The 26,748-nt window shown below is 51.5% G+C and carries 24 protein-coding genes; 15 read left to right on the top strand and 9 right to left on the bottom strand.

Annotation, left to right across the window (positions count from 1 at the left end):
* Positions 1 to 36 precede the first annotated feature (36 nt).
* The 3 genes from fdhD (at position 37) to HOJ08_10340 (ending at position 2,153) form a co-directional block, all read left to right on the top strand.
* Positions 37 to 849, top strand: a complete 813-nt coding sequence (fdhD, locus tag HOJ08_10350) for a formate dehydrogenase accessory sulfurtransferase FdhD (GenBank protein ID MBT5673830.1) — start codon at positions 37 to 39, stop codon at positions 847 to 849.
* Positions 846 to 1,061 (top strand): formate dehydrogenase subunit delta, encoded by a 216-nt coding sequence (locus tag HOJ08_10345; GenBank protein MBT5673829.1) that lies wholly within the window; start codon positions 846 to 848, stop codon positions 1,059 to 1,061. The genes fdhD and HOJ08_10345 overlap by 4 nt, the downstream gene beginning before the upstream one ends.
* 117 nt (positions 1,062 to 1,178) lie before the next feature.
* Positions 1,179 to 2,153, top strand: coding sequence for an oxidoreductase (locus HOJ08_10340; protein MBT5673828.1), 975 nt, complete (start codon positions 1,179 to 1,181; stop codon positions 2,151 to 2,153).
* Positions 2,154 to 2,168: 15 nt separating this feature from the next.
* On the opposite strand, the gene HOJ08_10335 is transcribed toward HOJ08_10340, so the two are convergent.
* Positions 2,169 to 3,095, bottom strand: a complete 927-nt coding sequence (locus HOJ08_10335; GenBank protein MBT5673827.1) for a LysR family transcriptional regulator — start codon at positions 3,093 to 3,095, stop codon at positions 2,169 to 2,171.
* Positions 3,096 to 3,243: 148 nt separating this feature from the next.
* Here HOJ08_10335 and HOJ08_10330 point away from each other — a divergent pair, with 148 nt between their 5' ends.
* The 9 genes from HOJ08_10330 to HOJ08_10290 all read left to right on the top strand — a co-directional run bounded on the left by HOJ08_10330 (position 3,244) and on the right by HOJ08_10290 (position 15,029).
* Entirely contained in the window at positions 3,244 to 4,125 is an 882-nt protein-coding gene (locus HOJ08_10330) for a TauD/TfdA family dioxygenase (GenBank protein MBT5673826.1), read from the top strand.
* 131 nt (positions 4,126 to 4,256) lie between these two features.
* The gene (locus HOJ08_10325; GenBank protein MBT5673825.1) at positions 4,257 to 5,546 is read left to right on the top strand and encodes a hypothetical protein; all 1,290 of its coding nucleotides are present in this window, start codon (positions 4,257 to 4,259) and stop codon (positions 5,544 to 5,546) included.
* A 393-nt stretch (positions 5,547 to 5,939) separates the two neighbouring features.
* Positions 5,940 to 7,409: a UbiD family decarboxylase gene (locus HOJ08_10320; protein MBT5673824.1), complete on the top strand. Its 1,470-nt coding sequence runs from the start codon at positions 5,940 to 5,942 to the stop codon at positions 7,407 to 7,409.
* A 105-nt stretch (positions 7,410 to 7,514) separates the two neighbouring features.
* Positions 7,515 to 8,084, top strand: coding sequence for a hypothetical protein (locus HOJ08_10315; protein ID MBT5673823.1), 570 nt, complete (start codon positions 7,515 to 7,517; stop codon positions 8,082 to 8,084).
* Position 8,085: 1 nt separating this feature from the next.
* The gene (locus HOJ08_10310; GenBank protein ID MBT5673822.1) at positions 8,086 to 8,613 is read left to right on the top strand and encodes a hypothetical protein; all 528 of its coding nucleotides are present in this window, start codon (positions 8,086 to 8,088) and stop codon (positions 8,611 to 8,613) included.
* Between the two features lie 161 nt (positions 8,614 to 8,774).
* A complete protein-coding gene (locus HOJ08_10305; protein ID MBT5673821.1) occupies positions 8,775 to 10,058 on the top strand; it encodes a hypothetical protein in 1,284 nt (427 codons plus the stop codon).
* 312 nt (positions 10,059 to 10,370) lie between these two features.
* Positions 10,371 to 12,215: a thiamine pyrophosphate-binding protein gene (locus HOJ08_10300; GenBank protein MBT5673820.1), complete on the top strand. Its 1,845-nt coding sequence runs from the start codon at positions 10,371 to 10,373 to the stop codon at positions 12,213 to 12,215.
* A gap of 41 nt (positions 12,216 to 12,256) precedes the next feature.
* Positions 12,257 to 12,832 carry a UbiX family flavin prenyltransferase gene (locus HOJ08_10295; GenBank protein ID MBT5673819.1) on the top strand — a complete coding sequence of 192 codons (576 nt, stop codon included), beginning with the start codon at positions 12,257 to 12,259 and terminating at the stop codon, positions 12,830 to 12,832.
* A 103-nt stretch (positions 12,833 to 12,935) separates the two neighbouring features.
* The gene (locus HOJ08_10290) at positions 12,936 to 15,029 is read left to right on the top strand and encodes a tripartite tricarboxylate transporter permease (GenBank protein MBT5673818.1); all 2,094 of its coding nucleotides are present in this window, start codon (positions 12,936 to 12,938) and stop codon (positions 15,027 to 15,029) included.
* A gap of 102 nt (positions 15,030 to 15,131) precedes the next feature.
* Here the strand turns inward: HOJ08_10290 and HOJ08_10285 are convergent, their stop codons facing one another.
* The 7 genes from HOJ08_10285 to HOJ08_10255 all read right to left on the bottom strand — a co-directional run bounded on the left by HOJ08_10285 (position 15,132) and on the right by HOJ08_10255 (position 22,189).
* Positions 15,132 to 16,211 carry an ornithine cyclodeaminase family protein gene (locus HOJ08_10285; protein MBT5673817.1) on the bottom strand — a complete coding sequence of 360 codons (1,080 nt, stop codon included), beginning with the start codon at positions 16,209 to 16,211 and terminating at the stop codon, positions 15,132 to 15,134.
* A gap of 38 nt (positions 16,212 to 16,249) precedes the next feature.
* Entirely contained in the window at positions 16,250 to 17,326 is a 1,077-nt protein-coding gene (locus HOJ08_10280; protein MBT5673816.1) for an ornithine cyclodeaminase family protein, read from the bottom strand.
* 129 nt (positions 17,327 to 17,455) lie between these two features.
* Complete coding sequence (locus HOJ08_10275; protein MBT5673815.1) at positions 17,456 to 18,721, bottom strand: hypothetical protein; 1,266 nt, start codon at positions 18,719 to 18,721, stop codon at positions 17,456 to 17,458.
* A 125-nt stretch (positions 18,722 to 18,846) separates the two neighbouring features.
* Positions 18,847 to 19,152 (bottom strand): hypothetical protein, encoded by a 306-nt coding sequence (locus HOJ08_10270; protein MBT5673814.1) that lies wholly within the window; start codon positions 19,150 to 19,152, stop codon positions 18,847 to 18,849.
* 242 nt (positions 19,153 to 19,394) lie between these two features.
* Entirely contained in the window at positions 19,395 to 20,024 is a 630-nt protein-coding gene (locus tag HOJ08_10265) for a hypothetical protein (GenBank protein MBT5673813.1), read from the bottom strand.
* Positions 20,011 to 21,522, bottom strand: a complete 1,512-nt coding sequence (locus HOJ08_10260; protein MBT5673812.1) for a tripartite tricarboxylate transporter permease — start codon at positions 21,520 to 21,522, stop codon at positions 20,011 to 20,013. Before HOJ08_10260 ends, HOJ08_10265 begins: the two co-directional genes overlap by 14 nt.
* A gap of 100 nt (positions 21,523 to 21,622) precedes the next feature.
* Positions 21,623 to 22,189, bottom strand: a complete 567-nt coding sequence (locus tag HOJ08_10255) for a cupin domain-containing protein (protein MBT5673811.1) — start codon at positions 22,187 to 22,189, stop codon at positions 21,623 to 21,625.
* 249 nt (positions 22,190 to 22,438) lie between these two features.
* Between HOJ08_10255 and HOJ08_10250 the strand changes: the two genes are divergently transcribed.
* The 3 genes from HOJ08_10250 to HOJ08_10240 all read left to right on the top strand — a co-directional run bounded on the left by HOJ08_10250 (position 22,439) and on the right by HOJ08_10240 (position 25,645).
* The gene (locus HOJ08_10250) at positions 22,439 to 23,698 is read left to right on the top strand and encodes an MFS transporter (protein MBT5673810.1); all 1,260 of its coding nucleotides are present in this window, start codon (positions 22,439 to 22,441) and stop codon (positions 23,696 to 23,698) included.
* Between the two features lie 251 nt (positions 23,699 to 23,949).
* Entirely contained in the window at positions 23,950 to 25,248 is a 1,299-nt protein-coding gene (locus HOJ08_10245; protein MBT5673809.1) for a M23 family metallopeptidase, read from the top strand.
* Positions 25,229 to 25,645 (top strand): polymer-forming cytoskeletal protein, encoded by a 417-nt coding sequence (locus HOJ08_10240; protein MBT5673808.1) that lies wholly within the window; start codon positions 25,229 to 25,231, stop codon positions 25,643 to 25,645. Before HOJ08_10245 ends, HOJ08_10240 begins: the two co-directional genes overlap by 20 nt.
* A 20-nt stretch (positions 25,646 to 25,665) precedes the next feature.
* Here the strand turns inward: HOJ08_10240 and HOJ08_10235 are convergent, their stop codons facing one another.
* Positions 25,666 to 26,673: a threonine/serine dehydratase gene (locus tag HOJ08_10235; GenBank protein MBT5673807.1), complete on the bottom strand. Its 1,008-nt coding sequence runs from the start codon at positions 26,671 to 26,673 to the stop codon at positions 25,666 to 25,668.
* Positions 26,674 to 26,748 lie beyond the last annotated feature (75 nt).

Raw genomic sequence — 26,748 nt, 5'->3', positions numbered from 1 at the left:
CCGATCATGGCATCCCCCCAGACAAACAAGACCAACATGAGTGATGGTTCGGGTTCGGTTTCTGTCAGTGTTGTCGTCGAGGGCAGTGGCAATAAATCAGACCATCAGGATTGGCAACTGGCCGAAGAGGTGCCAGTCAATCTGGCCTATAATGGCCGGCCCCATGTGGTGATGATGGCAACGCCTGCAGATCTCGAAGATTTTGCCCGTGGGTTTTCCCTGTCCGAAGGCGTGCTGAGCGGCGTTGATCTGATTGAAAAAGTTAACGTCGAACCGGTTACCGGCGGCATCATGATCAATGTTGAAACCGCACCCAGAACAAAGATTGCCAAAGAGCGCCAAGCCCGATCCCAAGAGGGCAGAAGTGGTTGTGGTATTTGCGGCTTGCAAAGCCTTGATCAGGTGGTGCGCAATGTTTCCCCGGTGAAGGGGACGTTTCAGCTAAGCGCTAAAGCGGCGGCAAAGGCCTTTGCGATGTTGCCCGAAAGCCAGCCCATGAACAGGCTCAATCATTCCGTTCACGCCGCTGCGTGGTGTACGCCGGATGGGGCCATTACCTTAATTCGTGAAGATGTTGGTCGGCACAATGCGCTCGATAAATTAATCGGGGCCATTGCCATCAATGATCAAATCGACCCGGCATCGGGTTTTGTCGTGATGACCAGTAGATGCAGTTTCGAGCTGGTTCAGAAATCCGCAGCGATCGGCATCCCGGCACTGGTGACGGTTTCTGCACCTACGTCTCTGGCGCTCGACCTTGCAGGCAAGGCGGGCATGGTTCTGGCAACCCAATCCAAAACCGGGATTGTTATGTTCAAGCCAGATCAAGACCAACAGGACACACCATGACGACCCGTGACATCGTTCGTATGACAAACCAGATTGCAGAATTTTTTCACCCCTATCCCCATGATGAGGCATTGCGTGAGACTGCGAACCATCTGCGCAGTTTCTGGGACCCGCGTATGCGGGATGCGCTTTTAAAACACCTTAAATCTGGCGGCGATGGGCTGAATGCTCTGGCACTGGAGGCCGCGCAGGTGTTGGAAAAAGACACCTGACAGTGGGGGGTTTGGCCGGGGTATCCAAAAAAAGGTTCAGGCCACGCTCTGGACGACAATACGCGTTGCGTGTATAAGCCCGCCAAACCTTAAAGTTCGTTTTCGTTGGAGAAGAAAATGCCGGAGCTGGAGTTAAAAGTCACCGAAGCCAGAAACCTGACCCACAGCATCAAGATGTTTGAGCTTGTGGCAGTAGGAGGGGGTGATCTTCCTGAATTTGATGCAGGGGCCCATATTGATATCCATACCGGTGCCGGTGTGGTGCGTTCCTATTCTCTGGCCAATGATCCGGCAGATCGCAGCCGTTATGTGACGGCAATTTTGCGCGAAGAAAATGGTGGCGGCGGTTCCAAATGGATGCATGACACGGTTGCCATCGGAGACGTCCTTAAAACATCAGAGCCCAGCAATAATTTTCCCCTGAAAGAAGATGCGGGTGAAAGCATTTTTCTGGCTGGCGGCATTGGCATTACCCCGATGATGGCCATGGGCCATCGTTTGAAATCAATCGGTGGAAAATGTCATCTTCATTATTGTTCAAAGTCGGCCGATGACACGGCCTTTTTGGAAGAGGCCAAGACACTTTTTGGCGACAACATTACCTTCCATCATGATGGCGGCGACCCCTCTAAGGGCATTAAGTTAAACGAGGTCTTCGCAATCCGGCCCGATGGCGCGCATCTTTATGTTTGTGGGCCTGCCGGGCTTTTGAATGCCGTGCGGACAGCTGTTGCCCATTGGCCAGATGATGCAGTTCACTTTGAATTGTTCACGTCTGCGCGCACAGAAGAAGAACAGGCCGAAGTAGCAACACGCGGCAACGAAGCCTTTGAAATCGAATTGGCAAAGACCGGCACAACGTTGACCGTTCCTGCGGACAAGACGATTTTGGATGTGCTTTTGGATGAAGGCCTGAGCGTGCCTTATGCATGTGAAGAAGGCTGGTGTGGGGCGTGCATCATTGATCTTGTTTCCGGCAAGGGCGATCACCGCGATGAAGTGTTGAGTAATGCCGAAAAAGAAGCAGACAATAAAATTCAGGTCTGTATTTCAAGGGCCATGCCCGGAGAAAAACTGGTTCTCGATTTATAGAATTTGGCTTTGGGCCTATTCAGCAGGGCGCCAGGACCAGGCACCGGATGCAATATTTTCCTGAACAACTTTTCGCATAACCTCGCGGATGGCAGCGGCGGCATTTGATGTCGGGCGTTTAGATGAATACGTCAGGTACATGTTTCGCGATAAAGCAGGGCTTTCAAAACGCTGTGCCGTCAGGCGACCGTCTTCCACTTCGCGCCGCACAGCCCCCATGGGTAATATGGTATAGCCAATATCCTTGGCCACGATTTCCTTGATGGCGGAAACAGAATCAATTTCAAACACGACATTGTATTCGATGCCCTGGGCATTGGCAGCTTCATTCACCAGTGCACGCAATCCCGATGATGGGGATGGTAGAACCATGGGCAGGGATTTGATTTTGGAAAACCGGACGGTTTTTTCGGATGAAATATTCGACCCGCCATGACCAATCAGACAGAGATCTTCACTGAGCAGGGGCTCAAATACCAGTTCTTGAACGGCCGATGGGTTGTATGAAAAGGCGACATCTAAACGGTCATTTTCCACCCATTCCATAAGGTCTTCACTCATGCCATCAACAATGGCCAGTGATATTTCGGGATAATCCCTGCTGCACCGTTCCACCAATTGGGTTGCCAGAATAAGGTTCAGGGTTGCCGTCAGCCCAACGGCAATTTTGCCTCGCGGCGGGCCGGATAGATCACTGACAGATTGGCTGGCACGTTCGACCTGACGCAAAATGATGGCCGCATGTTCCCGCAGTAACTGCCCTGCTTCGGTTGGTGTGACCCCACGGGAATGGCGGTTTAAAAGCTTTGCGCCCAGTTCTTCTTCCAATTTACGGATTTGCAAACCAAGGGCGGGCTGCGCCACATGCAGGTAAGCCGAAGCTTTCGAGAAACTTTTGAGCTCGGCAATGCGCAGAAAGTACTGGAGTTGCTTGATAGTCATTTTCGTGAAGTATTTAGACTTGATAGATGAAAATTGTCTAGTGAATTGATGCTTATGGATTCTCCGCGCCTATTTTGTCTGAAATCTTGTTAAACATTAGGGAACGTGTAAAATCATTTGATAGCTAAGTTTATGCAAGGGGTTAATCATGACAACGACTGGTGCAACAACCGGCCTGACCATCAAGCCACTTTCACCGGTGATCGGTGCAGAAATTACGGGCATTGATCTGCACGCTGAACAGCCGCAATCGGTGATTGATGAAATCCTCAAGGCCTGGCGTGATTATACGGTTCTTGCCATTCGCGGAACGCAAGACCTGACGATGGAAGAGCAATTGGCCTTTGCCGGGCGCTTTGGTGATTTGGGAGCGCGCAAGCAAGCGCCTGAAGCACTGCGTGAGCGCACGGAAGGCATCTATCAAACCAATGAACACACCTTGTTGGTGTCAAATATGAAGGTGGATGGCCAGCCCATCGGCGCCTTTGGGGATGCCGATATGTGGTTCCATATCGATTCCGGTTATTCTGAAAAACCCTATAAATACACGTTCCTCTATGGGCTTGAAATTCCATCACGGGGCGGCAATACGCTGTTTTGTGATGCTTATGCCGTCTATGACGCGTTGTCCGATGAATTGAAGGAAAAGCTGGCGGGTAAAAAGGCGCTGCATATTCACGAATACAAGCGCACGGAAGAGGTTGATATCGAAAAAGACATCAGCGATTCACCCCATTTTTTCCATCCTGTCTTCATCACCCATCCAGAAACGGGCAAGAAGGCGTTGTTTGTGGACCGTCTGATGACGCGCCGCATTGAAGGCCTAGATGCGGCTGAAAGCGATACCATCCTTAATCAACTGTTCGATTTGATGGAAAGCCCACAGTTTTTGTATGAACATGTTTGGCAAAAGCATGATTTTGTCATGTGGGACAATCGGTGTGCCCCCCATGGCAGAACGTGGTTCCCGAAAGAAGAAGACCGGCTTTTGCGCCGATGTACGATTGAAGGCGAATGCCTCTCAGAATAATAGTAGGCAAATGCCTTTAGGAATAATCTGGCGTGAATAATCGGGTAGGGGGCGTTTTTACCCTCAGGCTTGATCTTTCTGCTAGAAATAATCAGGATGCGCATCTTGTGCATATAACAGGGGAGAGTTTCATGAAATCACTACGTTTAATCGGCGCTTTGGGCGCTGCCAGCTTGCTGGCGGGCTCAATGGGGGCCACAACGGCTTTGGCCGATGCCAAAAGTTTTTATAAATCCAAACGCATCACCGTTTACATCGGCTATGCCGCTGGCGGTGGCTATGATCGTTATGGCCGTACATTGGCGCGCCACATGGGCAAACATATGCCGGGTAACCCCAGGATGGTTGCTAAAAACAAAACAGGGGCTGGCTCTATTGTTCTAGCCAATGCGCTTTATAACACATTTCCCAAAGATGGCTCAGCCATTGGGATCGTTGGTCGCGGTATTGCGATGGAACCTTTGTTTGGCCGTAAGGGCCCAAAATTTGATGCGACCAAGTTCAACTGGATCGGATCATTGAACAACGAAGTGTCCACCTGTGTGACGTGGCATAAAACTGGGATCAAAACGATCCAGGATGCCATGAAAAAAGAAGTGATTTTGGCGACCACGGCCCAAGGGTCTGATGGTGTTGATTTTGCCATTGCCGCCAACAATATTTTAGGAACCAAATTCAAGTTGATTACCGGTTACCCCGGTGGCTCCACCTTGACGGTTGCCATGGAACGCGGTGAATCACACGGTCGTTGTGGTTGGTCATGGTCCTCGGTCAAGACCACGCGTCCTGATTGGGTCCGCGACAAAAAAATCAACATTCTGGTTCAGATGGCCCTGAGGTCTCATTCGGAATTGCCGGGTGTACCACTGGTTATGGATTTGGCTAAAACAGATCGAGATCGCAAAACCCTGCGCTTGATTTTCGCCCGTCAAACCATGGGACGGCCTTTCCTGGCACCTCCAGGTGTACCTGCAGACCGCGTCAAGGCGCTGCGTGATGGCTTTAACGCCATGGTCAAGGATGCGACCTTCTTGAAAGAAGCCAATAAGATCAAGATGGAAGTCCAGCCGGTGACGGGTCAGGAAATCGAAGCCTTGATTAAAGATGTCTATGCGTCACCGAAAGACATTGTTGAAGCTGCTGCAGCGGCTACCAGTCGTCTGACCAAGACCACGGTTGAAAAGAAAGTGTTTCCGTGGCTGAAGGTAAGCGGCAAGGTTACCAAGACGAAACGTGGCGGGCGGCGGATCAGCTTCAAGCTGACGGATGGTTCCAAGGCAAAGGTTAAGGTGTCTGGTTCCAAGACCAAGGTGAAGGTCAATGGTGCGAAGGCCAAACGCAAGGCCATCAAAAAAGGCATGACCTGCAAGATCGTTTACAAGGGGTCAGGCACCCGGGCGAAGTCGCTCGATTGCAAATAATCCCGATAAAATAAAACAAATTGATACGCCTCCCGCTTTTTGCGGGGGGCGTTTTTTTGTGCTGATGCTGGAAAACCCTGTTTAAACAGACAGATGGGGGAAAGTTTTAGCAGGTGCCAGAGGGTCTGTTTCGAAGGCTGTCTTAAGTCTTATAGAATAGTTTTGAACTTCTTCGCGCGATTGGTTATAAGCGGGGCCTGTTTGTCAGCGATGCCCCGGTTCTACAGTCTGTAAAGGCTGTGGATTTTGCAGCTCAAAGGGCTGCTAAAAAAATATTGGTGCGGGGTTGCTGGCCAAAAGAGGCCGAGCATGAGGGCGTATTTCCTCTGTATCGGGTAAACGAGAGAGTGGGCGGAATTTATCTGCCCCGATTAATTAGGAGAGTGGTGAACAGTGGCGAACGACACCCCAAAAAAAGGCGCGTATAAAGAATACGGCGCCCCCCATCAGGATCTTCGTGAATGGCTCGACCGTGTCGACGATATGGGCGAATTGAAGAAAATTGATGGTGCGGACTGGAATTTGGAAATCGGCGCAATTGCCGAAATGATTTATCACGCAACACCGGAAGATCCCCCAGCGTTGCTGTTTGATAACATTCCAGGCTATGAGCCGGGCTTCAGAATTCTTTCCGGAATGACCAATTCCATCAAGCGTTTGGCCATGACCCTTGGGTTCCCTGAACCCACCGGCGCCATGGATGTGGTGCGTTGGTACCGCGACCGTATGAAGGATTTCGAGGCAATTCCCTCGCGGTTCGTCAATACCGGCCCAATTTTGGAAAATGTGGATCGCGACGATGACGTCGATCTGTTGAAATTCCCTGTGCCACTGCTTCATGAACTTGATGGCGGGCGTTATATCGGTACCGGTGATTTGGTCATTATGCAGGACCCGGATTCTGATTGGGTTAACCTTGGCACCTATCGTGTCATGGTCCATGACAAGAACACCGTTGGTTTGTGGATGAGCCCGGGCAAGCATGGTCGTTTGATCCGTGAAAAATACTTTGCTCAGGGCAAGCCTTGCCCGGTTGCCATTAGCGTTGGCCATGATCCCTTGATGTTCCTGGCAGCGGGTAACGAAATCCAGTACGGGGTTTCTGAATTCTCGTATGCGGCCGGACATCGCGGTGCACCGTTTGATATGATCAAATCTGAAATCCATGGCCTGCCGATCCCGGCTTATGGCGAGATTTGCATCGAAGGCGAAATCGTCATGGATGATGAACGTCCCGAAGGGCCGTTTGGTGAATGGACCGGGTATTACGCATCTTCCGTGCGTGAAGATCCCGTCGTGAAGGTGAAGCGGGTTTACTATCGTAACAACCCCGTCATCACCATGGCCCGTCCTGGCCGTCCGCCGTCAGATTATACCTTGTCCAAGTCTGTTATCAAATCAGCACTGGTTTGGGATCAGGTTGAAAATGCCGGTCTTCCCGGCGTCCAAGGCGTATGGTGTCACCAAAATGGTGGCGGCCGTCTGTTCAACGTGATTTCCATCAAAAACTCCTATCCCGGTCATTCCCGTCAGGCGGCTCAGCTTTGCTGTAACGTCCATGCCGGTAACTATCTGGGTCGTTGGGCCGTTGTTGTTGATGAAGACATTGATCCATCAAACCTTTGGGATGTTACCTGGGCCATGGCGTCGCGCTGTGATCCCATCGATGACATCGATATTACCCGTCGTGCGTGGTCCGGTGCTTTGGATCCGCGTAAAAAACCGGGTGATAACTTCAATTCCCGCGCCATCGTTGATGCCTGTCGGCCCTTCGAATGGAAAGACGAATTCCCACCCGTTGCGGAATCTTCGCCTGAACTTGCGGCCAAAACCCACGCCAAGTGGAAACACTTACTGGATTAGTTTGGTACAGATTAAGGGGCGCCCTCTTGGGCGCCCCTTTTTTTATGCCAATTTTTTGGCTGCTTTCAGGGTATGATGCCTGATCATGACAAAGGTAAAACCCTGATGCGGGGTTCAAAACGTTCTTTCCTTCGTGAGGCTTTTGGTCCCTCGATCTTCGTCTTTCTTGGCGTTGCCGTCCTTGCCGGGTGGATGACCTGGGAAACCAAAGGTCCAGGTGCGGTGCGCGATGCCTTAATCGGCGATGTCGACATGCTGCTGTTCTTGTTGCCCCGGATGCTGGGGGGCATGATCCTGGCCGGATTGGTTCAGGTGGTTTTACCCCCGCAACTGGTAGCGAAATGGGTTGGAGAAGAATCTGGCCTTCGGGGCATCTGTATCGGTTCCGTTGTTGGTGCCCTGACCCCGGGTGGCCCCATGACATCCTTTCCTATCGTGGTGGCATTTTATATGTCCGGTGCCTCGCGCGGGGCTTTGGTGGCCTACCTTACGGGCTGGTCACTGCTCGGGTTCCAGCGGCTTTTGGTCTGGGAACTGCCCTTACTTGGTGTTGAAATTACGGTTTATCGAATGCTTGCGGTTCTTATCCTGCCTGTTGTGGCCGGCCTGATTGCCGCGCGTTTGCCGCTTACGTTGCGGCCCATCCCAAAACCCGATCAAAAAGGGGAGGGCTGATATGCCAGCAATATTCGGCCCCAGTTTTTTCATTATTTGGGCGTTGGTAGCGGTCGTTTTTGTGATTGCCTTGCGCAAAGGCGATGGTGAATGGAAAAAGGGCGTTGTTCGTGGCTTTGAGATGTTCATTGTTAATGGGCCGCGCATCATTTGTGCGCTACTGGCGGCCGGGTTTCTTGCCTATATATTACCAAGAGAGCTCATTGCGACGTGGTTGGGTGAAGGGTCAGGCTGGCGCGGCATTTTGATCGGCTGTGCGGTTGGTCCCTTTTTCCCGGGCGGGCCATTGGTGATTTTTCCGGTGGTTGTTGCCCTTTTGAAATCCGGTGCCGGTATTCCTGCGGTGATAGCATTTCTGACCTCTGGTTCGGTTTGGGGGCTGCATCGGATATTTATGTTTGAAGTCCCATTGATGGGTACCCGATTTGCAGTGACCCGGTTTGTCGCCTCTGCTCTTTTGCCCCCTTTATCAGGGCTGTTTGCAGCCCTTTTGATCGAATTCTTTGGCACCCCCAGCCTGATTCATTAAGCGCCATTTTAGGGCGGGTTAGTCTTGTGCCCCGGCTCTGGTAAGGCTAGTCTTTTTGCCAATTCAACACTGTGCCTGATCCCCTTTGGGGTTGGGTAACGATAAAAATAAACCATGCCAGAATTGGCGAAAATATAACTTCTAAAACAGGGAGTAAATTTATGAAATTATTCATTAAAACGACAGGGGCACTTGCTGCAGGTGCTTTCGTGCTGGGTACGATGGGTGCCGTTGCCGATGCAAGTTCACTTTCTGATTTTTACAAGCGCAACAAGATGACCATGTATATCGGCTATTCCGCTGGTGGTGGTTATGACCGGTATGCGCGGACCTTGGCCCGCCATATCACGCGCCATATTCCGGGCAATCCGTCCATCGTTCCAAAGAACTATACGGGTGCAGGCGGCCTGCGCCTTGCAAATTCGCTATACAATTCCTTCCCGCAGGATGGCACCAATATGGGCCATATTGGTCGTCAGGTTCCGTTGGAAGACTTGATTGGAAATAAGAAGGTTCGCTTCAAGGCTGATAAATTCAACTGGATTGGTAGCCTTAATCAGGAATATAGCGTCTGCGCTTTTTGGCACACATCACCGATCAAGACGGTGGATGACCTGTTCAATGGTAATCCCATTGTTGGTGGCACTGGTGCCGGTTCGGGAACCGATACCCAAGCCATGGTTTTGAACAACCTGATTGGCACCAAGCTGCGCCTCATCACCGGCTATCCCGGTGGTGCCGATATTAATTTGGCCATGCAACGTGGCGAAGTTCATGGCCGTTGCGCTTGGTCTTGGTCATCTGTGGTGTCCACCCGCAAAAAATGGATCGACAAAAAGTTGGTCGTTTTCCCCTTGCAAATCGCACCTTCCAGCCATCCAGACTTGAAGCATGTGCCTTTGGTCGGAAAATATATCAAGAACAAGAAAGACCAGCAGGCGCTTGATGTGGTCTTGGCCGGTCTGGTTATGGGCCGCCCCTTTGCCATGGGGCCTGGTGTCCCCAAAGACCGGGTTGCCGCCGTGCGGGCCGCGTTTGATGCGGCGGTAAAGGATCCCAAGTTCCTGGCCGAAGCCAAGAAGGGACGCCTGCCGATCAATCCCGTCAGTGGTGCCGGTATTCACAAGCTTTTGGACCGGCTTTATGCACTGCCCAAGGATGTGATTGCCCATGCGGGTAAAGCCATTTCATCCAAGAACAACATCAAAATCAGCAAGGCTGTTGTTAAAACGTCTGTTCACATGGGCAAGATCACCGGGATCAAGCGCGGTGGCAAGCGGGTCAAATGGAAGGGTAAGGGTACAAAAGGCAAGCTTCGGGTTGGTAAAAAGACCAAAATTACCGTCGCTGGCGCCAAGGCCAAGCGCCAAGCGCTTAAGAAAGGCATGCGCTGCACCTATACAGTCAAAGGGGCCCAAAAGGCACTTAAGATTGATTGTAAATAACGCTTGAAATGCGGGGCTCAAAACTTGTGAAAAATCGCAGGTTTTGAGCCCCAAATTACTTGCAAGTTTGCTTTTGCCCTGCCAAAGTGCGCCCGCTGTAGAGAACCCATAAAATGGGTCGATGGCATGGGCTCTTGAGGGGGTTCAAACAGGGAGTACCCGTTTTGTGACCATGAGGTTGATCATGGTTCCAAAGCATTAGCTACGGGCGGTGATTTCCTGCAAGATTGAGAAGTGCTAATTTTTGTATGCGCGTTATCCAATACGGATTGATGCGCACGCATAAAAAACCTGAGAGGAAACTGATTTAAAATGGCGACGACAAAAAAGACGGCATCAAAGAAGCCCTTCCGTAAACCCATTCCCAATCCGAAAAAGCCAAAGGTCAAGCGCGCAGGCGCTGGTGGGTTTAATTCCGATGTCATCGTCGACATGCTCCATATGTACGACATGCCCTATGCGGCCCTTAATCCTGGTGCCAGTTATCGCGGCTTGCATGATTCCATCGTCAATTACGGCGGCAACTATCCGCATATGATGTTGTGTACCCATGAAGAAACGGCAGTTCAGATTGCCCATGGTTATGCCCGGGCAACGAACACCCCCATGGTCGCCATTGTTCACAATCTGGTTGGTTTGCTGCATTCCAATATGGCGATTTACTATGCCTATATTGATCGCGCACCGATCTTCATCATTGGCGCAACGGGTCCGTTGAATGAAACCCGTCGTCGTCCAAAGATTGACTGGATTCATAGCGCCAACGGCCAGGGTGCAACAATTCGCGAATATGTGAAATTTGATGCCCAGCCAGCGACGGTCGATGGTATTCCAGAATCCTTTGCCAGAGCCTTTTCGGTCATGATGACACAGCCCAATGGCCCAATTTACATGTGCTATGACGCGTGGCTTCAGGAAGAAAGCCTGGAACGTAAAATTGCCCTTCCGCCAAAAGATGCGGTCAAGGTTCCAGCCAAGATGTCGCCTGATGCGCGGGAGCTGGAAAAAGCGGCTGAGATGCTGGTTAAAGCCAAAAACCCAATGCTTTTGGCTGAATATGCGGGCCGTTCCGTAGAAGGCTATGATGCCTTGATTGAACTGGCCAATACCGTTCAGGCTGGTGTTTTCGATCTTGATGCCCGCTGTAATTTTCCGGGTGTCCATCCTCTGAACTTGTCCATGATTGATGGTGTGTGGGACGATGTTGATCTGATTGTTGGTCTTGATGTGGAAGATTGGGAACGCCCCACCACCAAGCTGGTTTCCACCACCCGGACGTTGAAGCCCAAGACCCCCAAAGGGTGTAAATATGTGGATATCGGCTTTGGCGAGCTGAAAATTTCGGGTTGGTCCCTTGATTATCAGCGTTTGATGCCATTCAGCCTGCGCATTATTGGCGACACAGACCTTGCCATTCCCATGTTGACGGCTGCTTGCAAGCGCCTGATTGCAAAGGGTGGCCCGGCTTTGAAAAAGCGCCTGAAAGCCCGTGGTGAAAAAATCGGTAAAAAGACCGCCGCTGCCAAGACCGTTTGGCGCAAGGCTGGTCAGAACAAGAAGTTGCGGGCCATGTCCCCGATCCCCCATGCGGTGCTGGCCACCGAAATCTGGGAGGTTATCAAGGAAGAGGACTGGGTCCTTTCAGCCGGTGCATTGGAAGATTGGGCGCGTAAAATCTGGACCTTTGATGAACATTACCGTCGTCCGGGCAAGTCATTGGGTACATCCACCCAGATTGGCCTGTCACTGGGTGCCGCGTTGGCAAACCGGGACAAGGGGCGTCTGGTCGTCGATATTCAGCCCGACGGTGATTTGATGTTTGATGCCGGTTCCTTGTGGATTGCCGCCAAACACAAACTGCCCATGTTGATCGTTATGTATAACAACCGTGCCTATTACAACGATTGGGAACACCAAATTCGTATGGCGCAATTGCGTAAAACATCGGTCGATAAGGCCCACATCGGTATGGACCTTTGCGATCCAGATCCCGACTTTGCAGGTCTTGCCCGCGCCATGGGTTGGTACGGTGAAGGCCCGATCGATCGTTGTGAAGACATTCAGCCTGCGTTGCGCCGGGCAATTGCCCGTGTCAAAGCAGGCCAACCAGCGTTGGTTGATACCATCACCCAGCGCCGTGATGCCTTTGCAACTTAAGATCTGTAATTGAGTAGACCAAGAGGGAGTAGGGTAAGCATATGCGTAGAATAGTCATCGGCATGTCAGGCGCGTCAGGCGCAATATATGGCATTCGGATGCTTGAGGTTCTCAAGCATGCTGATGATGTGGAAACGCATCTTATTCTGTCGCCATCAACGGGTCAGACGATCAGTGATGAAACTGACATGACGGTAACTGAGGTCAAGGACTTGGCCGATGTTGTCTATAATTACAAGGACATCGGGGCGTCTCTTTCCAGCGGGTCTTATCGTCACGATGGCATGCTGGTGGCGCCTTGTTCAGTCAAAACACTCTCGGGCATTGTCAATTCGTATGATGACAATTTGTTGACCCGGGCTGCAGACGTTGCGTTGAAGGAAAAGCGGCGGGTTGTCCTGATGGTCAGGGAAACCCCATTGCATCTTGGCCATCTAGAGTTGATGGCCAGGGCTTCGCGTTATGGTGCGGTGGTGATGCCACCGGTTCCGGCCTTTTATCATCGGCCACAAACAATTGACGACATCGTTAATCAGAGTGTGGGAAAAGCACTTGATCTTTTTGATATTTCCCACACACTTTTCAAACGATGGAAAGAAACTGAAAATACAGCATAAGCAGGAGCGTTTCCTGTCATAAAACGAATTCGTGTATGAAGCACGGTGTAATATTTAACTAAGCCACAAAAACAGGTGGGGTCTAATGGATTATCTACTTTTAATGCTGGCAAGTGCAGGTGATGCACTTGTTATTATCTCTGATCCGTCACGGCTGATGTTTCTTGCCGGCGGCGTGATCATCGGTCTGATGCTGGGGGTTATCCCTGGTCTTGGGGGGATTGTGGGGATGGCGCTGTTGCTGCCATTTACCTTTGACATGGACAAATTTGCAGCCTTTGCATTCTTGTTGGGCATGGGCTCCGTGACAACAACGTCGGATACGATCCCGGCGGTGTTATTCGGGGTGCCAGGGACAACAGGATCGGCGGCAACCGTTCTTGATGGGCATCCAATGGCCAGAAATGGCGAAGCGGGACGCGCTTTTGGCGCAGCCTATACCGCTTCAATGATGGGTGGCCTTTTCGGTGCCCTGTTGTTGGCCGTTTCCATTCCAATTCTTCGTCCTGTGATGCTCTATCTTGGCTCACCTGAACTGTTGTCATTCTCAGTCTTTGGGCTGTCGATGGTGGCTGTGCTGTCCGGTTCATCGCCAATGCGTGGTGTTGCGGCGGCTTGTTTCGGGTTGCTGGTGGCCATGATCGGGTCCGATCCACAGACGGGAACCCTGCGCTGGACGCTTGATTCCCTCTATCTGTGGGATGGATTACCGATTGTTCCGGTCACCATTGGCCTGTTCGCGCTTCCTGAATTGGCCGATATGGGGATCACCAGATCATCCATTGCGACAGATTCAACGAAAATCGATACCAAAACCGGACAGTGGCAAGGTGTTAGAGACACCTTTAAAAACTGGTGGCTGGTTATTCGGGTTGCCTGGCTGGGTGCCGCCCTTGGGGCCATTCCAGGTCTTGGTGCTGCCATCGTTGACTGGGTGGCTTATGGCCATGCGGCACGGACAGAAAAAGGTGCAGAAGAAACCTTCGGCAAGGGCGACGTTCGCGGCGTTCTGGCATCAGAAGGTGCCAACAACGCCAAAGAGGGCGGAGCACTTGTGCCGACCATCGCCTTTGGTGTGCCGGGTTCTGCCTCTATGGCAATCCTGTTGGGCGCATTCCTGATCCACGGCCTGATCCCGGGTCCTGACATGTTGACCAAGCATCTGGATGTTACGTATTCCATGGTGTGGTCAGTGGCCATTGCCAACGTGTTGGGTGCGGGTCTCTGCTTCATGTTCTCGAACCAGTTCGCACGTTTGGCGTTGGTTCGGTATTCCATCATCATGCCAATGATCCTGTGCATCGTGTTTATCGGTGCATTCCAGGGGTCACGTCAGTGGGGTGACATTTACACCTTGCTGTTGTTTGGTTCAGGTGGCTGGATTATGAAGCGCCTTGGCTGGCCACGTCCCCCAGTTATTCTGGGTGTGGTTCTGGGTGATATCGTTGAACGCTATATGTTCATTTCGGTGGAACGCTATGGCACGGAGTGGATTTTCCCAACATCACTGGAAAATGCACGTTGGGTCGTACTGTTCATGTTCGCAATATCCATCTATGGCCTGTTGCGGCCGTTGATCAAGGAATGGGGCATGGCCGGTGGTGCCGGTGGAATTGTCAGGGAATTTGACATGACCGCCCCTCGCATGGATCTCCAGACAATGTTCTACATCTTCTTTATTGGCCTGTTTGGCTACATGATGTGGGAAGCATCGGGCTGGAACCATGATGCGCGGATCGTACCAAACATTGTTGGTTACTTCGCTCTTGGTATCCTTGCGATCAGCTTCTTCACCCATACATTCCGGACCAAAGCGCCCACAGCGGCAGATGGTTCAGAAAGTGAAGTTCGCCGTACACTGCATCTTGATCTTGCAGTTCGCGGGGCAGATATGCCAAAGAAAGAAATTGCATCCCGTGCCATTCAGTATATGGCCTGGTTGCTAACTTACGTGGCTTTGGCAGCGTTGGTCGGAATGATCTTCTCGTTGCTTATCTTCATCATTCTTTATATGAAAATTGAAGGTAAGGAACCGTGGAAAATTACTCTGATCTGTGCTTTTTCCATGTTTACGTTCTCAGCTATTCTGTTTGATGAACTGTTGGCACTTCCGTGGCCACAGGCTTATTTCGTAGACGTATTTGTCTACGGAAAAGAAGCAGGCATCAATCTATGGAACCATTTCTTCCTAGAATAGATAAAGTATATAAACCCCTAAATTGGGGCACTTCAGGGCGGGAGCGCAAGCTTCCGCCCTTTTTCTTTCAGTCAGATATTAAAAAATAGAAGGGTGTGGGGGTTACGGGTGTTCGATCTGGGTAAACCAGTCGGTGGGCAATTCATGGCCCAAACCCGCTTCAATGGCCTTTTGATAGGCCAGCGCACCGACCATGGTGAACTGATACCCAATGCCGGAATAATTAAGAAAGCAGGTGCTCTCTGTAGCATTTTGGCGGCCCATGGTGGGGTTGATTAAAAGATCGGTTAGTTCAGGCATTTGGGCTTCATTGATTTGTTCATCAGGGCCAAGGGCGCCCTTTTTGTCTTCTGCCAATTCAACCCCGGAGGTCCTGACAATGGCGGGCACATTGTCGCGCAGATGAACCACGGCCCGGTCAATGGCATTGATGGCCTGGGGTGCAATTTCCGCAGGCTTGATGGTGGCGTAATGAACCCCGGGCCGGATGGCATTATGGCCCAGAACAGGGTCAATGGCACTTGTGGCACACAGGACGACATCGGCCTTGTTGATGGCATCATCAATGGAATTTGTGGCAATCACTGGAATGCCCAACCTTTCGGTCATGTCTTTGGCAAAGGCTTTGCGATTGGCTTCATTGGGGGAAAAGCACCGGATTTCCGTGATGTCACGAACGGCGCAAATGGCCATGGCCTGGGCCCCGGCCTGCCAACCAGAACCGATCAGCCCGACCGTGTGGGCGTCTTCTCGGGCAAGGTAGCGCGCCCCAAGACCAGAGGTCGCCCCGACGCGCATGCGTTGGACCAACCCATCAGGAAAAATCGCCAGTGGCTCGCCATTTTTAGTCGAAAACAACAACACCAATCCGACATATCGGTTCCCAGGCGCTGCCGGCACCTTGACCCGGCGGGTTGATCCCGCCACTTCCTGCCAGCTTAGAATATCGGAATTTAACCGGATGCTGGCAAAGCCCGATGGGGCATGAACCCCATCCATGGATTTAAGCGCATAGACCGTTCCGTCATCGGTACCGGAACCGGTTGGTGAAATAATTTCTGCCCGCGACCGGTTCCCACCAATGCCTTCTGCCAAATCGCGATAGCCCTGATCCAGGACGTCGATGCAATCGTCCATGGTAAGGACCTGGTCCAGATCGGCATTGTTGAAAATCCAGGTCATCTAGACAATCGATATCATTTGGATACCCGAAGTGGGGGTTACGGGTGAACGGTTTCGGTGAACCAATCGGTTGGCAGGGCATTACCCATGCCTTGTTCCATCGCGCGGGCGTAGATGACGGCCCCTGCTGCGGCAAATTGATAGCCAAGGCCCAGATTATTCAGGAAACAGGTAACCTCTTCATCATTTTCCCGGCCTTTGGCGCGCCCGGTAATCAGGTCGGGCAGGGAGGCGAAGGATGTGAAATCGAGTTCTTTGGATGCATTCCAGGCGCGGCCTTTGCTTTCTTCCTGAAAATGGGCCCCTTTGGCAACGACGATCTGGGGGGTATTTTCGTGGGTGTGGACCGCCACTTTATCTGCGGCCTTGATGGCTTCGGGGTCAATTTCCGGCTTTTTGATGCACGACAAATGCATGCCCGGTTCAATCCAGTCTTTGAAAAAGATGGGATCAATGGAATTGGTGCCACACATGGCAATATCGACACCATTCATGGCATCTTCGGGATGGTCAACAGGGCGCACTTCGATATCCAGAACCTCGCTCATGCGCGTGGAAAAGGCTTCGCGGTTTTCCTGATTGGGGGAAAAACACTTGATTTCATCAATGTCGCGCACAGAACAGACGGCCGTTAATTGGGTTTCTGCCTGCCAGCCAGACCCCAACAGGCCAACCGATTTGGAATTTTCCCGGGCCATATATTTAACCCCAAGGCCGTTGGTGGCCCCAACCCGGATGTGCTGCAACACACCATCTGGGAAAATCGCCAAGGGTTCGCCATTGTCTGTGGAAAACAAAAGCACCAGACCGACATAACGATCATTGGGGGCGGCGGGTACCTTGACCCGGCGCTGAACATTGCCAATGGTTGGGTTGGTGACAATATCTGAATTGATGCGAATGGCGCTGACCCGTTGTTTGGGAAGGACCCCGTCCATGGATTTCAGGCCGTACACGGCTTCGGGCGAGTGGCTGGTGGGCGCAATGCAGTCAGACCGGGTCCGGGTGATGCCGCGGCCCTCTGCCAGCTCGACATAGGCATCTTCCAACGCCGCGATGCAATCGGGCATGGTCAAAAGTTGTTCAACGTCGTCATTGGAAAGGATCAGGGTCATAGGATGCCTCCGGTAGGATTTTTGGTCAAAAAAACGGGTCCGAACAAATTGCCCGGACCCGATATTTATAACAGATTTGATAGTTGAATGCGCCGGTCAGTTATGACCAATTTGCATTATTTGCATCCACTATTTGCATTCTACGGTCTTTGGCTCATTTCGTTTGCCGGGTTTGTAGTCAATATCGCAAACCATGCCAACTTTCAGGTTCTTGCGTTTGGCTTTTTTACCACCAACCTTAAGCTTGCTGCGGGACCCTGAAATCTTGGCCTTGATGGTTTTGGACCCGTGCTTGAAGGTGATCCAGCGCCCATCGGGAGTCTTGGAAAGCAGCTTGGTGTCCAGGACCTTTAAAGAGGGGGCCTTGACGTTCAAGATTTTGCGCACCAATGCAATGACTTTTGGTGGCTGGTTCAGGGCGGCCCGAACTTTCAGGGCCACTTTTTCACCACTAAGCGGTTCCAAAGGTCTGCCGGCTTTTTGGGCTTGGGTCACCAGTTTTTTGTCACCCATGCTTTTCATGTAGGCGACACGCAGTGCGGACAGGCGGTCTTGGGGAATGTTCGGTGGCCCTGCGGTAAAGCGTGCAAGACTGGCCTGAGACCCGATCAATGCAGCAATGGCCTTGGCATCATCAGTCTTGACCAAACTGGCCAGCATGGGGGCTTTGCCTTCCTGGCGTCCGCCAATCTGGGCAAGGATGCGGCCATAGCCATTTTTGACAAACAATGCAGCAGAACTCATGGAGCCAACGGCGGAGGTGATTTCACCCCGGCGCATGGCCAGTTCCGATTGGGTGCCGCGATAGCCCAACACCATCTTGTAATTCCAACCAAGCACCCGACCCAGCATTTGGGTGTCGTTATAACCCGATGTGCCGACGCCTGATGATGAAAACACCCATTTTTTTGTCTTTGAACTAAGGTCAGCCAATGTTTTTGGGCCACCATTGGTGCTGCCCAGAATGACGCGGGGATCAGCAGCGGCCTTTCCAACCCACGACATTTTGGCGAGGTCAAACCGCACGCCCTTTTGGCCGATGACCTGGGAATAAATAAGGCCTGTATTAAAGATGCCGATGGTCAGGCCATTTGGTTTTGAATGATAAATCAGGTTGGTGCCAATTTTGTGGCCCCCACCTGGCTTGTTCTTGACCACAATGGTTGTTCCCGGAAGGTATTTTTCCATGAACTGTGCCGTCAGACGACCATAGAAATCATAGCCACCACCGGGTGATGTCGCGACGATGTAAGTGATCGTTTTTTTCTTATAGAAATCTTCGCCCGATCCCGCTTGGGCCGTGATGGGGCCAAGGGCGAGGGCAGCGATAATGGGTGCGCCCAGGGTGATGGCACCCCGGCGTAAAAATCTGGTTTTTGTCTGTTCGTTTTTCATGTCTCTCCCTTTCGAAAACTGGAACTGTATCTGGGCCGACGATAGCGTAAATTCTTGATTTTTTAAAGCACCATAAGAAAAAGGCGGGCCAATCTGGCCCGCCTTTCAGGTAACTGTCCTGCGAATTACTTGCAGGAAATCTTCTTTGCTTCAAGTTTGCCTTTGCGCATGGCAGCATTTGCCTTGCACTTCATGCCAACTTTGATTTTTGCGCGATCTTCGTCACAGGCACCCTTGATGCAGACATTGGTGCGTGAACCGGAGATGCTGATTTTCTTGCCGCCCATCATGACGGTACGGCCTTCCCTCTTAACTCCAGTAACCTTACCCTTGACCTTTTCGGCGCTGGCCGAACTCATGGGAAGTGCAGTGAAGCCAGTGGCGAGGCCAATGGTAAGAGCAGACGTGAATACGATAGTTGAGATTTTCATGTGATAGTCCTCCTAATTTCTCCCGTGGTCAAAACCCTATGGGAGTTTCTCCCAGGGTCACTATGATACCAAATATTCTCCGAATTAAGGCAAACAGGCCGATATCCGATATTTTCTTGGCACCGCTTTTACAAGACTTATTCTGATAGAACTTTAAATTAATGGCAAGGATATTAAGGGGATACGGTTAATTATCGAGCCCCCCAAATCTGGCCTTTGGTAAATGTGTCCAGAATAAGGATTTAATCGGTAAAATAGGTCTCGATGATGTGTTTTGTAATGAAGCCTTCGAACAGAATTTGTTCCAAAACAACAACCAGCACCAGATACATCGATGACCACACCCCGCCCGTAATCATCAGGCTGAGATTCAGGGTTTCCTTTGTCTGATAGCGCAGGAAAACAAACAGGAAAATACCAATCCCGATCCAGAAGCCAAGCAACAGCACAATGGCCAGCAGGAAGAAGAAATACCCAAACAGGATAATTTCACGCTGGCCCCGTGAACGGGCAGACATGTCTTCATCGACAACAATGGTTTCGACCGTTTCCTTGGCAATATCGAGATCAAGTTCCATGGAGGTGTGTTTTGAAATTTCGTCCATGTAGCGTTCGAAATCGGTGCGGGGGTCAACCACGCCCTTTACGGCATGAAATTCACGAACATCCAGCACCACCTGCAAAAGACACAGCGCCATCCCCGGTATTCCCATGACATAAGGCAAGAAATTTGCGGGCCATTCATAGTCGATGGAGATGTAAACCATGGATGCAAAGATGGAAAACATCAGCCACGTGAACAGTGTCCGACCATGGGTCAGAGCCTGCCATGTGGTTGTTTCTCTTTCGGCGTCCTGATTATGCGCTGACATTTTTTTTCTCCCGCTCGATGCGATCCATGCGCCCGCGATAAACAGCGAAACTGATGGTGGCGATGATCAGGGTCATAAGAATAATGGAAAGGGGACGTAAGAAGAAATCCCAGCCCCAAAGTGCCCAGGCCTTGTGCAGTGATCCTTCAGCAATTTTGCCAAGGACAATGCCGATGGCAAAGGGCGGACGTGGCCAGTCATATTTCAAAAGCCCGTAGCCGATCATCGAAAGGATGCCAAGCATGATGACATTCTCCCATTGGCCCTTGGCCAGCAGCGTGCCAAGCACGGTAACAATGAGAACGATGGGAATAAGAATGCCACCGCGCAAGAAGGTCAGCAACGCAACCCAGCGGGTGATAAACAGCAAGATCACCACCGCCACCAGATTAGAAATCACCAGTGCCCAGATCAAAATCCAAACCAGATCCAGCTGCGTGGTCAACATCATGGGGCCCGGTTGAATCCCAAGGATCAGGAAAGCGCCCAACAAGATGGCCATGCCGGAACTTCCGGGAACGCCAAAGAACAGGGTGGGGAGTAGGGAGCCGCCTTCTTTTGAATTGGTAGCCGATTCTGGTGCAATCACACCGCGCACATCACCTTTGCCGAAGGTTTCAGGGTTTTTGGAACTCTGTACCGCATGGCCATAGCAAATCCAGGCTGCGGCTGATCCGCCAAGGCCCGGCAAAATGCCAATAAAGGCACCAATCATGGAACACCGCAGCATCAGCCACCAGTGTTTGAACGTAATCACGCAGCCCTTTAACTGGGCGCGCACTCCGGTATCTGCCATTTCTTTTGATACGGCAGAAATGGAGCCACCCTTGACGCCAAGGTGGATCATTTCCGGCACCGCAAACAAGGCCAGAACCGCCGTGATCAGGTCAAGCCCATCCCACAGGAATAGAAATTCGTCTGAATACCGTGCAATCCCGGTTTGTGGGTCCATCCCAATAAAGGACAGCATCATGCCATACAGGCCAACCACCATGCCTTTGAAGATGGCGGAACCAGAAACAAAAGCCACAAAGGTAATGCCAAGAAGGGCGAGGAAGAAAAATTCGGCCGGGCTGAATTTCAAGACGATGGGTTCAATCACCGGGATCAAGACAGCGAGGACAACTGCGCCCAACACGCCACCAATCCCTGATGCCATCAAGGATGCCCCAAGTGCGACACCCGCTTCACCCTTTTTGGCCATAGGATAACCATCAACAATAGTCGCGGCATCGTCACCGGTACCGGGGACACCAAACATAATGGAAGAAATCTGCCCGCTGGTTCCGGTGACCGCGTGCATGGAAAGCAGGAAGACCGCTCCGGGGATCATTTCCTTGCCAAAGATAAAGGGGATGGTAACCGCAATGGCCAACCGACCGCCAAGACCCGGGACAGCGCCGAAGAAAATGCCAATGAGCGTTCCCAGCAGCATCATCCATAGAATGTAAGGCGTTGTCAGAAGCTGGACAAACGTGCCGAGCATTGTGTCAATCATCTAGAACCCACTTCCCTGTTTTGCCCGATATTTTTTATCGTAGCGCCCCCCCCGGATGCGTTGCCGGAAGTTCTAGTGGCAATTTATAAGTATAATACGCTCAGATTTTGACGTCTTCAAAACCCTTGGCATTTTCAAGTTGATCAAACCAATGAAAGCCCATTTTCTTGATGATGCGGCTGTTGACGACAACGCAGCGTGCTTCGCCCTTGTCACTGGAATTGAAACGCTGATGGATGACATAAGGAGGGACATAGATGAAGTCGCCTTCTTTCCATTCAAATTTCTTGGGCTCGGCTTCCCAGCTCCATTCGAATTCGTCCTTACAATCAAAATCAACATCCCAGTGCAGGTCGTAACCCTTGCCTTCAACCACATAGACAATTTCTTCTGTCAGGTGGCGGGACTTGCCCGTGCCTTCGCCTGCTTCTAGAAACTGCATGTATGAATCGATGCACATTTCCATGGTGTTCATTTTTTCATGGATGATGTGTTTGATCAGGCCATCGGGAGAACGCTCCATTGGCATCTCACTGGACCGGACAACATTTTTCATTTCCGTCTTATACGCTTTGCGGAAACTGGCAGATTCCTGAACCCCTTCAAGATAAAAAGAGCATTCGGAATCGGACATGCGTGATTTGGCTTTTTCGTCTGCAAAGGCCATTTGACTGGACTCTCCCCTGATGGTCAAAGCCGCTTCTTTAATGGAGCCGAAGCGGTTATATTTTGCGGCCTGACAGCATTTAAAAAATACTGCCCTCCATGGCCCATACTGGTGCAATTGAATAGCGGATTTTATCTGTTCCGGCTAGGGGTTTTTACCCTTTAAAAGACTTCTTTCACCCCATTGGCCAATGCGCTATTCACCATGGGCCAAGATGGACATGGTTTGAGATACGATGGGTTGTAAAAATTGGTAAAATTACCCGAACACGGCGACACAAGGGGGCAGGGGGGCGCTGAAACGGGCGTTGTTCAAACCCCCCGCGAATTTCGCCGCACCATTATTGGCATTTACGGCACGGCCTTCTTCAGCCTGTCCATGGTGCCCATGTCGTCTATTTTGGTGCCGCTTTGGATGGTCAAAATGGGGGCATCGCCCTTGTGGATCGGGATTGCCATTGGCGTGCGGTCTTTATTGCCGCTGCTTTTATCCATTCACGGCGGGGTTCTCATGGATCGGCTAGGCACCCGGCGGGTGACGCTGGTTGTGGCGCTGGTTGCGGTCGCGCTGTTCCCGGCCTATGCCCTGATGCCTTGGATGGCGGCCATTATCATCCTGCAAATGATTTTTGGGCTGGCCCAGGGCCTGTGCTGGGTGGGATCACAGACTTTTTATGGCTACCTTTTGAAAGGCCAGGCTGGCCAGGCGGGGCGATTGGTCTTCTTTTCAAATGGGGGGTGTTTCGTCGGGCCTCTATTGGTTGGCGTGGTGGTGGAATTCGCTGGCGCCCATGCCGGGTTTGGCTTCATGTGCCTGTGGGCAGCATTGATGGTGCTGTTTACCCTGTTTGTCCCTTCAGAATCCCGGATGGGACTTGAAAAACCAGCACCTCGGTGGCGCGATCTGATCCCACGGGCCCAAGATTACAAAAGTGCCCTGCGTTTGTGCCTGATTCCGGTGGTGACCATGGTGATGGCCTTCACCTTCATTCGGATTGCCATTGCCAGTGTTCAGACCTCATTTTACATCGTGTATTTAGGGGAAATACACATGGGCGAAAGCCTGATTGGGCTTTTATTGGGCATGGCGAACCTTATTGGTACCCTGACACCGCCTTTGATCCAGCCTCTGGCGCGCAAGGTTTCCCCATTATGGATTTTGGTGGGGGCAACGGTTGGGACCACTTTCTTTATGACGATGACACCCTTGTTTTCAACATTCCTGCCTTTGCTGCTTTTATCAGCATGTTATGGGGCGGGCGTTGGATTGGGGTTTCCCACCCTCTTAACATTGCTGTCAAAGGCGGTGGGAGAGGGCGATCAAGGTAAAAGTGTTGGATTAAGAACATCCTTTAATAGATTGGGATCATTGATAATTCCTATATTAATGGGTGCCATCGCTGAGGGCATGGGTATCCAGACCAGCTTTTTCGTGGTTGGTATCGGGCTTGGTGTGGCAACGCTGTTGACGACACTTTGGGCCAGACGTCAACCTGATCTTGGAGTTTGATGGCCCGAAGGGACGCTTTGGCGTAAAAAACCCCCGATTTTGGTTAATGTTGAATTTTAATCAAGGTTACGACTTTATTAATTTTTCTTGGGTTTATTCATAGTGTTGTTGATGCATTTATTTGTTATCTTCGCCCCCCGAATTAGGGTTAATAAAAAACGACACACCGTAGGGAACTTGGGATAACCGTGTACAATTTAAGAACCATACTTAATACCTGCAGCCGAATGTTCCGCGAAGAGGCTTATCATTTGTCTCGCCGGTTCCGTAACCTTGCCGACAGGGTGATTTCAGATCGCCAGATTATGTTTCGCACGAACGGCCAAATACGGTGTGTATCGTTGGATATTTACGCCCAAATGGGGATTGTGCTGGTTTTAATTGGTGGGCTGGCCTGGGTTGGTTATTCAGCTTATGTCCAGATTGAGCAAGATCGTCTGGTCGCCTCCAAAGATCGGGAAATCGGTAGCCTGAGGCTGGCTTATGGCAATCTTAAAGGGGACCTTAACCGTTCGGAAACCCGATTCCACTCCATTGCACGCACACTGGAGACCAAACATGCCTATCTAATGGCGTTGGTGGACCGGAAAACAGGGCTGGCAAAGCTTAATCGCCAGCAGAAAGCGGTGCCCGAATTAAAAGATCAGGATTTAGCGCGTGCCCGGATATCAGATTCCCGCCGCGCCCTGTTGACACAATTGGGCCAGCTGGAATTGGTGCTGAAAGGTTTGGGGCGTCGCAACCAGGAATTTGCCGAAAATACCAGTGATAGTAACATTTTGGTGTCGGTCGCTAAACAGGTGCGTCTTGGACGCGAACGCAAACGCCTGATTACCCGCGTCGAAACTCTGGAAGGCCGGCTTTTGGCTCTTGGCCGTTCCCAGAAACTGGCCCTGACCTCCATTGCCGAACAGACCGTGGATGAATTTTACAAGGTCAAAAAACTGATTTCGGGGACCGGGATTGATATTGACGGCCTGCTTGCACAATCGGCAAGCCCAAGTGCGACTGCCCAAGGCGGGCCTTTTATTGCTGCAGGGTCAGAGGGGATCGCGCATCGATCCGTTCCTGAAAGCATCGGCATTATGAACGACCAGATTAACCGGTGGGATGATTTAAGAAAATTGATCCAGATTATTCCTCTGGCCACGCCATCAGATCATTATTATCTCGCCAGCGGTTATGGCAAGCGCCGGGACCCTGTTAATGGCCGCTGGGCCATGCATCATGGGGTTGATATGGCCGGGGTTTATCGGTCACTGGTGCGATCAACCGCACCCGGTGTCGTGGTATCGGTTGGTTGGAACGGCAATTATGGCCGCATGATCGAAATTGATCATGGCCAAGGCATCCGAACCCGATATGGCCACCTTCGGCGCATCCTTGTGCGTCGTGGGCAAAAGGTTGGTTTTCGTGAAAAGATTGGTCAAATGGGCAATTCCGGGCGCTCCACTGGCACCCATCTCCATTATGAAGTGACAGTAAATGGTAAACCGCGTGATCCTTTAAAATTTATACAAGCGGGGAAATATGTTCTCAAAGGACTCTAAAGACAAAGACCGTGTCCCATCCATTATCAGCTTCGGCCTGCATATTGTTGGCAATCTGGTATCTGAAGGGGACGTCCAAGTGGATGGCATCATTGAAGGTGATGTCAATGCCCGCAGTGTGACGGTCAGCGAAGGTGCTGCCATCAAGGGCCAAATCCGCGCAGAATCCGCCTGTGTGCGGGGAACCGTTGAAGGCGAGATTTCGGCCAACCGGGTAGAATTGGGCCGCACAGCCCAAGTCGCCGGCGACATTCTTCATGTAGAGCTCAGCATTGATGTTGGTGCGTTTCTTGAAGGCCATTGTCGACGCCTGGCCGAGCCTCAGAAAATTGGCAAGGCCAAGGAAGGCGAAGATTCAGCGTCAACATCCGCTGATAAGCCGGTTATCATTGGTTAGCAGCCGTGGCTAAGGGCTATTTAGGCCTGTTTTGCACCCCTGATCAGCGCATCAGCATAAACCGAAGGCTCGACGTTACCCCCTGAACAAACCACGACAATGGTTTTGTCCTGTATATCTGTGCCAGCATCCGATATTGCCCCGGAAACCAGCGCCGCCAGCGCAATGGCGCCCGATGGTTCAAGGGTCAATTTAAAATCAATAAAGCCACGATAGATGCCTTGGCAGACCGTTTCATCAGACAGGGTCACCACATCTGAAACCAGTTTCTGGTTGATGGGGAAGGTAAGCTCCCCTGGTATTGGCGCGGTCAGGGCATCGCAAAACGTGCTTTCATGATCCGGGCCAAGATCATTGGCAACCCGCACACCCGCAGCCATTGACCGTTTGGTGTCATCGTAAGATTTGGGCTCAGCCATGATGATTTGGGTGTTTGGCAATTTTTCCTTGATGGCCGTCGCAATCCCCGCCGTGAGCCCGCCACCGCCTGCGGGAATCACAACCATGTCTGGTTCTGCGTCCATCATGGCGGCCTGGGCCATGATTTCCAGACCGATGGTGCCTTGACCGGCAATAACATGGGGATCATCGAAGGGCGGCACAATGATGGCTTCGTGTTCATCTGCAATGGCTTGGGCCACGGCAACGCGGTCTTCGCTATCGCGTTCATAAAATGCCAGTTCCGCCCCCCAGGCACGGGTGTTGTTTTGTTTGATGGCGGGGGTGTCCTTGGGCACAACAATGATGGCCGATGTCCCCATCATTTTTGCAGCGGCTGCAACGCCTTGGGCATGATTGCCTGTGGAATACGCAACAACGCCCCGGCTTAATTCTTCCGGGTTTAACTGGGCGATGCGGTTATAAGCCCCGCGAAATTTGAAAGACCCGGTCAGTTGCAGGCATTCAGGTTTGACCAAAACGCGGCACCCAAGCTTTTGGTTCAAAAGCGGCGCTTCCAAAAGAGGGGTCAACCGGGCTTTGCCTTCAATGCGTTCAGCGGCGGCGACAATGTCATCAAAATGAACCATGACAAACGATACCCCAAAGGATTTAACGTGAACAGGCCAGAGAACAGAGAGCGAGAACCCGAAGTTCGCCGGTGC

It is taken from the genome of Rhodospirillales bacterium (assembly GCA_018666775.1).
GTDB lineage: Bacteria > Pseudomonadota > Alphaproteobacteria > SMXQ01 > SMXQ01 > JABIXC01.
This window is presented reverse-complemented; position numbering and strand designations above follow the sequence as displayed.